At 70.6% G+C, this 9,379-nt stretch carries 6 protein-coding genes and 1 pseudogene; 1 reads left to right on the top strand and 6 read right to left on the bottom strand.

The genetic code is table 11. The features are described 5' to 3' along the window. Nucleotides 1-122: 122 nt before the first annotated feature. On the top strand, nt 123-359 hold the full coding sequence (locus tag D7V88_RS34745) for a helix-turn-helix domain-containing protein (RefSeq protein ID WP_120533568.1): 237 nt from the start codon (nt 123-125) through the stop codon (nt 357-359). 45 nt (nt 360-404) lie between these two features. Here the strand turns inward: D7V88_RS34745 and D7V88_RS34740 are convergent, their stop codons facing one another. The 6 genes and pseudogenes from D7V88_RS34740 to D7V88_RS45705 form a co-directional block, all read right to left on the bottom strand. Beyond that, entirely contained in the window at nt 405-1,283 is an 879-nt protein-coding gene (locus tag D7V88_RS34740; protein WP_120544901.1) for a MaoC family dehydratase, read from the bottom strand. A gap of 110 nt (nt 1,284-1,393) precedes the next feature. Continuing rightward, nucleotides 1,394-2,689 carry a DUF4114 domain-containing protein gene (locus D7V88_RS34735; RefSeq protein WP_158625224.1) on the bottom strand — a complete coding sequence of 432 codons (1,296 nt, stop codon included), beginning with the start codon at nt 2,687-2,689 and terminating at the stop codon, nt 1,394-1,396. 190 nt (nt 2,690-2,879) lie between these two features. Then, a complete protein-coding gene (locus D7V88_RS34730) occupies nt 2,880-3,992 on the bottom strand; it encodes a sigma-54 interaction domain-containing protein (protein ID WP_279636130.1) in 1,113 nt (370 codons plus the stop codon). Nucleotides 3,993-4,428: 436 nt separating this feature from the next. Then, complete coding sequence (locus tag D7V88_RS34725; RefSeq protein ID WP_244238554.1) at nt 4,429-6,684, bottom strand: hypothetical protein; 2,256 nt, start codon at nt 6,682-6,684, stop codon at nt 4,429-4,431. After that, nucleotides 6,681-9,068: an FdhF/YdeP family oxidoreductase gene (locus D7V88_RS34720; protein WP_244238553.1), complete on the bottom strand. Its 2,388-nt coding sequence runs from the start codon at nt 9,066-9,068 to the stop codon at nt 6,681-6,683. The genes D7V88_RS34725 and D7V88_RS34720 overlap by 4 nt, the downstream gene beginning before the upstream one ends. A 104-nt stretch (nt 9,069-9,172) precedes the next feature. After that, a pseudogene (locus tag D7V88_RS45705) lies at nt 9,173-9,379 on the bottom strand (IS701 family transposase); the annotation flags it as partial.

Genomic DNA, 9,379 nt, shown 5'->3' with positions numbered 1-9,379 from the left:
GGGGTGGCGTGTTGTTGGGGACTTCACGCCGGGGAGGACAGGTCCCTGGGCGGGCCACCGTCCGGAAGGGGTGCGTGTGGGATTCAAGTGACGGCAGGGCCGGATGGCGCCATGCTCGGGGAATGACACAGAGTCGGAGAGAGCGGGCCGAAGCGCTTGGCGCGGCGCTGAAGACGGCGCGGCAGCAGGCGGGGCTCTCCATGGAGGAAGTCGCCGAACATCTGGAGCTGGGGGTGGAAGTCCTGGCCCGTGTCGAGCGCGGCGTGATGGTGCCCACCATCCCGACGTTGAGCCGTTTGTGCGCCATGATGAAGCTGGATCCGGACAGCCTGCCGGACCTGCCGGAGCTGAGCGACTGACGGTGGGCCGCCCGCCCCCCGGCCCGACGGCGGGTCGCTCGGGCTTCAGTCCAGCCGTCCGAGCAGGTGCGGCTTCCCCTCTTCCGACAGCACGCGAAACGCCACGCCCCCCGACTCGCGGGCCGTCTGGAACGTCACGCGGGCTGGGAGGAGCAGGGGCTTCTTGAAGTCGCAGTCCAGGCGGAGCGCGTCCGCGTGGGCCGCCTCGCCCAGCTCCGCCACGCAGCGCGCGAGCGTCCACATGCCGTGCGCGATGGCGCGCGGGAAGCCGAAGGGCCGCGCCGTGAGGGGCGTGAGGTGGATGGGGTTGAAGTCGCCCGAAGCTCGCGCGTAGCGGCGGCCGGTGTCGGCGGGAACGGTCCACGGGGAGGGACGGCTCGCGGCGAAGCGCGCGGCCTGGGCCTCGTCGGGCGGGCGGTCCTTGCGCCCCGGCTCCGGGTCCTTCCGGGCCCCGTTGCGGCGCAGCATGGTGGTGACGGCCTGCCAGAGCAGCTCGCCACTCTCCTGGGCTTCGACGCGCGTGTGCAGGTCGAACTCCTGGCCCGCGGGCACGTCCCGCTGGCCGTCGAAGTGGCAGGACACGGTGAGCGGGGCGGCGTCCGCGATGCGGCGGTGCTGCTGGATGTGGTTGCGCACGTGCACGGTGCCCAGCACCGGGTACGGGAACTCAGGCAGGCCCAGCAGGCCCAGGTGCAGCGGCGTCGCGAGCACCTGCGGGTAGGTCACCGGCAGGAAGCCGTCGGCATCGAAGCCGCACGCGGCCCGGTAGCGCGCCAGCAGCTCCGGGGAGGCGCGGCAGCCGTGCGCCCGCAGCGTCATCTCCGGCAGGGCCGTTCCGCGCGCCGTCCTGCGGGTGAAGGCCGCTCGCAGGAGCGCGGCGGGCATCGCGGGGAGCGTGTGCAGATCGAAGATGGTGGCGGACATGGGCGGGATTCTCCGCCAGCCGCCCCCATCCCGCGTGGGAAAAGTCAGGGGGGGATTCCGGCCCGCCGAACCGTCGGGCCGGTCCTCCCCTCCTCCAAGACGCCGCGGGTTCAGCGGACCGCGAAGCCCCAGGTGTAGGGGACGCCGCGATACCTGCAGGTGGTTCCGTCACTCCACGCCCAGGTGTAGTCGAGCCGTGCGCCGGCGCAGTACTCGCCCGCGTAGTCAGCGAGGTGCCCCTGAGCCCCTCCCAGGCCGTCACTATCGCAGGCGTATTCAGGGTAGACGTTGCCGCGATAACCATAATTGACACACCCCATCATGATCTGGGAGTTGTCCGGCCCATAGGTCCCTTGTTTGAAGGCAGTTCCCGCGACACCAAAGGCAATGTTCGTCTGGCTGTAGCCCCATGCCGAGGGAGCGTAGGACTGGGTAAAGCTCTCTCCAAAAGTGCGGTTGAAGACCATGACGCTGTTGAAGTTGAGGCACGCCAGGCTCTTCGACCAGTCTTCGTCGCCCGGGGTGCCGCGCGTCGCCACGCCCAGGCTCGTCTTCGCGTTGGACGCCTGCCATCCGGCCACCGTCCATCCACCTCCGGACGTGGTCATGTCGCAGTAGTACTCGGACGGCTGCGTATCACAGGGGTTCAGTGAATAGACGCCGCTGCCCAGCGACGGACAATACTGGTGCAACTCCTGGCAGGAATGCACGCTGGCGGAAGGGGCTTCCGGACAGGGCTTCACCGTCTCCGGCAGGGTGGGCCCACCCGCATCCATGCCCGTCACAGGATTGCTCTGAACCGTGAAGACGACGTCGTTGAAATCGTCATCCACCTGCTCGTGCGCCCGATCGTAGTCCTCGAAGGCCAGCACCCGGCGCTGGGCTGCCAGATGATAGGCGCTCATCACGTGGCGCCGCTGGCTCTCTGCCGCCTCCGGGTTGAGCGCTTCCACGGAGTAGTAGGTCAGCTTGGAGAGGTCCACCTGGGTCCCATCCCAGCCGTCCGCCACCAGGAAGAAGCCGAGCCGCGTCCCAGCGGAGAACGAGCCCAGGTGGACACGATCCCCCGTCTGGAGTTCCCCAGTGGAGCCCCACGCCGAGGCGTTGGGGAAGATGACGACCTTCTGCACATCCTCCACCGTGGAAGGAGGACTGCCGTCCGGATAGGTGAAGTAACCCAGCGTGTTGCGGTAGGTGGCGCCCTCGGACACGAACGTCACCCAGACATCCGCGGTGGCCGTGACCAGGATGTTGGGGTCGTTCGAGGGCGCGACGTAGTCCGGGTGATGGACCGGGACGGACTGGTTCTCCGGCAGGGCTTCAGCGATGTCTGACAGGAAGCTGGAGGGCAGCGTTTCGGGCGTCGCGGCGGTGACCACGGATTGACCGCGGCTCAGCGTCTCCAACGGATGAGGAGGATGCGCCTCCGAGGGCCCACAGCTCCCGGACACCACAGCGCAAAAACCAAACATGGCTCCAGCAACAAGGCGATACGGATTGCGGCGCATGGAATTGCCTCCAGGCGGAGACAGATCCAACACCCCATGAAGCCAGTCAATGACTGTATATTTCAACCCGCCCGAGTCAAATCAGACATCAACTCTTCAGACCATGCCGGCGCAGGAGCCGATACAGGTACACGCGGTCCATGTCGGCGGCGGCGGCGGCCTGGGACACCTTGCCTCCGTGCAGCTTGAGGAGCGCTTCCACGTAGTCGTGCTCGAAAGCCTCCAGCGCCCGGCGCCGGGACTCCGCATACGTCACCGACGCATCCACCGCTCGGGAGGTCGCGGGCTGGAGGCCGGCCCCGGCCCCCCCGGGCGGCAGCGCGCTCTGGAAGACGAGGCAGCGCTCCAGGTGGTTGCGCAATTCGCGCACGTTGCCCGGCCACGCGGACTTCTGGAGCTGCGCGAGGAAGCCCGGAGCGGTCAGTGACTCCGCCTGCGCGGGCGTGGCGCCCAGCCCCGCGAGGATCCGCTCGACGATGAGCGGGATGTCCTCGGGCCGCTCGCGCAGGGAGGGAATCGGGATGCCCACCACCGCGAGCCGGAAGTACAGGTCCGCCCGGAAGCGGCCCGCCTGCACCTCCGCGCGCAGGTCGCGGTGCGTGGCCGCGATGACGCGCACGTTGACCGCTTGATGCGTGTTGGAGCCCAGGCGGCGGATCTCCCGGTTCTCCAGCACGCGCAACAGCTTGGGCTGCAGCTCCGCGGGCAGTTCGCCAATCTCATCCAGGAAGATGGTGCCGCCGTCGGCCTCCTCGAAGGCCCCCACGCGGCGCTGGATGGCCCCGGTGAAGGCGCCCTTCTCGTGGCCGAACAGCTCGCTCTCCAGGAGGTTCGCCGGAAGCGCACCGCAGTCCACCACCAGGAAGGGAGCTCCCGCACGGGGCCCCGCGCGGTGGATGGCGAGCGCGGCGCGGCTCTTCCCCGTGCCCGTCTCCCCTTCCAGCAACACCGTGGCGCTGCACGAGGCAGCGCGCTCCATCCGTTCAAAGCTGTCCCGGGCCGCGGCGGACCGGGCCACCAGTTCCCCGAAGGCCGCCCGCTCCGGAAGCATTTGCGGATGCGCCAGCGCGACGTCCGCATCCCGCGCCTCGCACCGGGCGGAGAGGGACACCGCGCTGGCACCGCTGCCTGCCCGCGTCCGTGCCTGCCGCCACCGGACCCCATCCACGAAGGTTCCCGGACGCTCACCTGGAGCTCGCATGCGCGCCCCCTTGTGTTCCTTCTTCCTCCCGCAGTGGAAACGCGACACGGCGGCCCCCTGGTTCGACATCTTCATTGAGGACACACTCCTCCTCCGGCTCGGCTTCGTTCGACGAACTCCGACCGCAACCCAATAGAGGCGCCCGGGCCCTTCAGCCGCCCGGGCTCCCCATCAGTGCCTGGGCCCCATCCCGTGGCCACAACCACGAGTCCCCAGGTCCCTCGATGTCGTGCTCTTCACCGTGAAGATCCTTCACGCCCCTTGGAGACACGACGACGACACGCACGTGGAGGCATGAACCCCATTCGGACGGACCTGACAGGTCCTCCCCTGCCCGAACGGAGTTTCAGCACCCCTCGTCAGCCATTACGCCGGGCCTTCTGGATATTCCCGGACAATTCCCCGGGGCATTTCCGCCCCTCGGGGACGGGGGCCTTCAGCGCACGAGCAGGTCCACCACGAAGTCCGCGCCGGCGTCGCCATCACGCACGGCGTCCACCACGTCGGGGCGCTCGTCGCCCACCCACAGACCCAGCACGTCGTACACCAGCCACTGCGCCAGGGGCCGGGACACCGCCTGCGCGGCTTCACGGGGCACACCGGCCAGGGCCCCCTGCGTCTCCATCAGCGCCCGCGCCAGCCGCGCCGGCACCACCCAGCACTCGGCGCGCACGAAGGCGGGCACCAGGAAGAGGCAGAAGGCGGCCTCCGTGCGCGCGAGCAGGGCATCCAGTCGCTCGCGGCCCAGCCGGAACGTGGGCAGCCACTGGCCCTCGCCCCGCTGCTCCAGCTTCGCCACCGGCATCCGGACGACCCGGCGCGTGCGCACGAAGCCCTCGCGCTCCACCGAGACGACGAAGGCCACCTCCACGCCCCCGTCCCGCACGGGGAGCGGCGCGCGTTGCACGGTCATCGTCAGGGACAGCGGGGAGGCGCGCCCCTGGGCCAGCAGCGAACCCAGGTCCGCCTGGATGCGCTCCAGCTCCGCGCGCAGGCCCTCCAGCAGCCCTGCGACCAGGTCCGCGGTCTCCTCGCGGAAGCGCTCCGGGTGGCGCACGGCGACGTCCGCCTCCACGCGCCCCACCGCGCCCACCAGCAGGTCCTCCAGGTCGCGGTCGCGCAGCCACGTGCGACCGCCCACCGGCACCGAACGCGTCGCGTGCAGGTGACGCAGCGAGGCCGTCAGCGTCGCGGGCTCCGAGGCCTCCACTGGCGCCGGGGACCTGCCCTGCCCCGCCCCGGCCTGGAGCCAGGACTGGAGCGAGCGCGCGCGGAAGCGGGCCTTGGGCGACGGGTGCTCCAGCATCTTGCGCACCAGCCGCCGGTCCGTGGCGGTGCGCACCAGCGCGATTACCGCCAGCTCCGCCTCGGAGGACGCCTCATCCGGCGCGCACCACAGGAGGAACTCGATGGCCGCCTTGCGCAGCACGGGCTTCTTGCCCATGCGCTGCGCCACCTCCGCGCGCCACGCCACCAGCCCGTCCAGGCCGGGCCGCGAGGGCGAGCGGAAGCGCGGCCACACCTCCGCGCACTCCTCCGCAAGCCACACCAGGTGCGCGAAGCCGGGCAATGACTCCAGCCGGGCGCGGGCCCGCGTGCGCCGCTCGAAGGCCTCCGGCACGCCCCGCCGCACGGCCGCGCGGAACAGCCGCTCCTCCAGCCACAGGAGCGCGAGCGCCAGCGCGGGCTCGTTCTTGCGCATCGTGCCGTGGCAGTGGTCCAGGACGAACCGCGCGTGGCCCAGGTCCGCCGCCGCATCAAAGTCGCTCTGCACCAGCGCACCCAGCGCCCCGCGCAGCCCGTCCACCGGGGGCGAGTCGAAGAGCGTGAGCAGGTCGCACAGGTTCTCCACCACCGCGGGCGGCCCGCCCACCTCTACCGTGCGCGCCAGCAGCAGGCCCGCGCGCGAACACCAGTCCGGCTCCTTGCGCCCGTTGGGGTAGCACGCGAGGAAGCCGCGCATGCCCACCCGGCCGTCCGGGGACGTGGCCAGCGCGAAGAGCCGCTCGCCCAGCACCTCGCGCGCCTCACGCCAGGGGACGCGCGCGGCGCGCGTGCGGATGAACTCGGCGAGCCGGTCGCGCCCCTCCTCGCGCGTGTCGGGCAGCAGCGCGCGCAATTGCTCCAGGAGCCCCACCGACTTCGGTCCCGCGCCCAGCACCAACTTCAGATCGACTTCCACCGCGTCCCGGAATCGCAGCGCGCGGCCATCGAACGTGCACGGCACGCCCCGCACCAGCGTCTGCAACGCGTCCGGATGGCGCTTCAGGTAGCGCGTAAGCACGGTGGACAGCGACGCGTCCGTCTCACGTTGGATCCGCTCCGCGCCCTCCGCATCCCCCGCGTCGCGGAGCATGGCCACCGCTTCGCGCTGCCGGGCGAGCAGTTGTCCCAACAGGCCCGGAGGCGGCTCCGCGTAGGGCCAGAGCAGCTCGCTGCACGTGGACAACAGGAAGAGCACTTCGCCCGGACTGCGCTCGCCGGGGGACAGCCGCTCCCAGGCGGCGGCCTGCGCCCGCGTGCGCTCCGGAAGCGAAGCACCGCGCACCCAGCGCGCGAAGTCCTCACGCCAGCCGGCGCTCAGGGCCACGGCCTCCTGGGGCAGCGCCGCCGCCACCTGCGCATGCAGCGGCTGGAGCGACTCCGGCCACCCGACCTCGGCCGACAGCGGCGTGGGCAGCGAGAGGCTCACCCGGGCCTCGCGACATCCGGAGTGCCGGCGGGAAGCCGGGCCACGGCGCCGGAACTCGGGGCCACGGTGATGACGATGGATTTCGACGTGGGCGTGCGGCTCTTCTCCGCATGGCTGTCCACCGGCACGAGCACGTTCGCCTCGGGGAAGTACGTGGCCGCGCACGAACGGGGGATGTTGTAAGGCACCACCAGGAACTCCCGGGCCACGCGCGTCTCCCCCTGGAAGTGGCTGGTGAGGTCCACCTTCTGCCCCGCCGTCAGCCCGCGCGCCTTCACGTCCTCCGGGTGCAGGAACACCACGCGCCGGCCCTGCTTGATTCCCCGGTAGCGGTCGTCCAGGCCATACACGGTGGTGTTGTATTGGTCATGCGAGCGCAGCGTCATCATCAGCAACTGCCCGGGCCCCAGCTTCAGGCGCGGCATGACGTGCACCGTGAAGTGCGCCTTCCCATCCGGCGTGGGGAAGCGTCCCTCGCGCGGGCCGTTGGGCAACGCGAACCCACCGGTCTCGCGCACGCGGCGGTTGAAGTCCTCGAAGCCCGGGATGCAGCGGGAGATGAGCTCGCGCACCCGGTCGTAGTCCTCCACCAGCGACAGCCACGGCACCTGCGTGCGGGCACCCAGCACCGCGTGCGCCAATCGCGCGACGATGACGGGCTCGCTGAGCAGGTGCTCGGACGCGGGCGTCACCGCGCCGCGCGACGCGTGCACCATCCCCATCGAGTCCTCCACCGTGACGAACTGCCGCCCCGTGGCCTGCACGTCGTGTTCGGTGCGTCCCAGGCACGGGAGGATCAACGCGCGCTGACCGTGCACCAGGTGCGCGCGGTTGAGCTTGGTGGAGACATGCACCGTGAGGCGAGCGCGCCGCAGTCCCCGCGCGGTGAACTCCGTGTCCGGCGTGGCTGACAGGAAGTTGCCGCCCAGCGCGAAGAACACCTTCACCCGGCCGTCGTGTAGGGCCTTGAGCGTGCCCACCGTGTCGAGGCCCGGAAGGCGCGGCGGCGAGAAGCCGAACTCGCGCTCCAGCGCATCGAGCAGCGCGGGCTGCGGGTGCTCCCAGATGCCCATGGTGCGGTCGCCCTGCACGTTGCTGTGCCCGCGCACCGGACACACGCCCGCGCCCGGCTTGCCGATGCTCCCGCGCAGGAGCGTCAGGTTGACCACCTCCTGCACGTTGCCCACGGCGTTGCGGTGCTGCGTGAGGCCCATGGCCCAGCAGAAGATGGTGCGCTCGGAGCGCGCCAGGATGTCCGCCGCGGACTCGATCTGTTCGCGGGGCACACCGCTCTGCTCCACGACGTCGTCCCATGACACCTTGCCCAGGTGCGCGACATACAGGTCGAAGCCCGCCGTCCTGCCTTCGACGAACGCCCGGTCCACCACGGTGCCCGGCGCCTTCGCCTCGCGCTCCAGGAGCGCCTTGCCCAACCCCTGGAGCAGCGCGACGTCGCCGTTGATGCGCACCTGGAGGAAGAGCTTGTTGAGCGCGGTGCCGGGACCGAGGAGGTGCAGCACCTCCTGCGGGTGCTTGAAGCGGTTGAGCCCGGTCTCCGGCAGCGGGTTGACGCTGACGATTTCACAGCCCCGGCGCGCGGCGGCCTGGAGCGCCGACAGCATGCGCGGGTGGTTCGTCCCCGGGTTCTGGCCGATGACGAAGATGGCCTGCGCGTGGTCGAAGTCCTCCAGCGTGACGGAGCCCTTGCCAATGCCAATCGTCTCGGAGAGGCCCGTGCCGCTCGACTCGTGGCACATGTTCGAACAGTCCGGCAGGTTGTTGGTGCCGAACTGCCGCACGAACAACTGGTACAGGAACGCGGCCTCGTTGCTCGTCCGACCCGACGTGTAGAAGCACGCCTCGTCCGGTGAGCCCAGCGCGTTCAACTCCTCCGCCACCAGCGCGAACGCGTCGTCCCAGGACAGGGGCTCGTAGTGCGTGGCGCCTTCGCGCAGCACCATCGGGTGCGTGAGCCGGCCCGCCTTGCCCAGCCACAGGTCGGACTGCTCGGCGAGCCGCGCCACGCTCCACTCGCGGAAGAACTCCGGCGTCACCCGCTCGCGCGTCCCCTCCTCCGCCACCGCCTTCGCGCCGTTCTCGCAGTACTCGTTCACCGACCGGTGCGTCGGGTCCGGCCACGCGCACCCCGGGCAGTCGAAGCCATCCGTCTGGTTGATCTTCCAGAGCAGCTTGCCGCCGCGCCACGGCCCCGCTTCACCCAGCACGTGCTTGAACGCGTGCAGCACCGCGGGCAGGCCCCCCGCCACCGTCTTCACCGCGCCCACGTCCGGAGGCCGGACCTCCAGGGGAGGCTGGGCCGCCGGCACCGCCAGGGCCGCCGCCTTCACCTCCGCGTCCTCCCCCTGTCGTGGTGCCTCGGCCATGTCCCACCTTCGTCCCGGGTATGCCCTCTTCCGGGCGCGCGACTCTACCCCGCTCCTGCCTTCCCGACAGGTCGGGGGTTGATCAGGACTCTCCGGGACTAATACTACTTGATCAGATGCGTGACGGCCCGAGAGGAGGAGCGCGGGGATTGAGGTGACGCAGGCAGAGGGGACAGTGGCCGATGCGGCTGAGCAGCAAGTGCTGAAGGCGACGCCGCACCATGGGCAGCGTCCATTGCACTCGCTTCCGGGGGAAAAAGCGCTCGACGCAGCGCGAGGAAGCCGTGGGCCACCATGCAGAGGGTGGCGTG

Origin of the sequence: Corallococcus terminator (assembly GCF_003611635.1) — a bacterium.
In the GTDB taxonomy this organism is placed as follows: domain Bacteria; phylum Myxococcota; class Myxococcia; order Myxococcales; family Myxococcaceae; genus Corallococcus; species Corallococcus terminator.
Note: the sequence above shows the minus strand (reverse complement) of the source record. Positions and strands in the feature narration are given on the sequence as shown.

Excerpts from the sequence above, each read along its gene's own strand:
- D7V88_RS34720 (WP_244238553.1), bottom strand. The coding sequence starts at position 9,068 with ATGGCCGAGGCACCACGACAGGGGGAGGACGCGGAGGTGAAGGCGGCG.
- D7V88_RS34740 (WP_120544901.1), bottom strand. The coding sequence starts at position 1,283 with ATGTCCGCCACCATCTTCGATCTGCACACGCTCCCCGCGATGCCCGCC.
- D7V88_RS34745 (WP_120533568.1), top strand. The coding sequence starts at position 123 with ATGACACAGAGTCGGAGAGAGCGGGCCGAAGCGCTTGGCGCGGCGCTG.
- D7V88_RS34730 (WP_279636130.1), bottom strand. The coding sequence starts at position 3,992 with ATGCGAGCTCCAGGTGAGCGTCCGGGAACCTTCGTGGATGGGGTCCGG.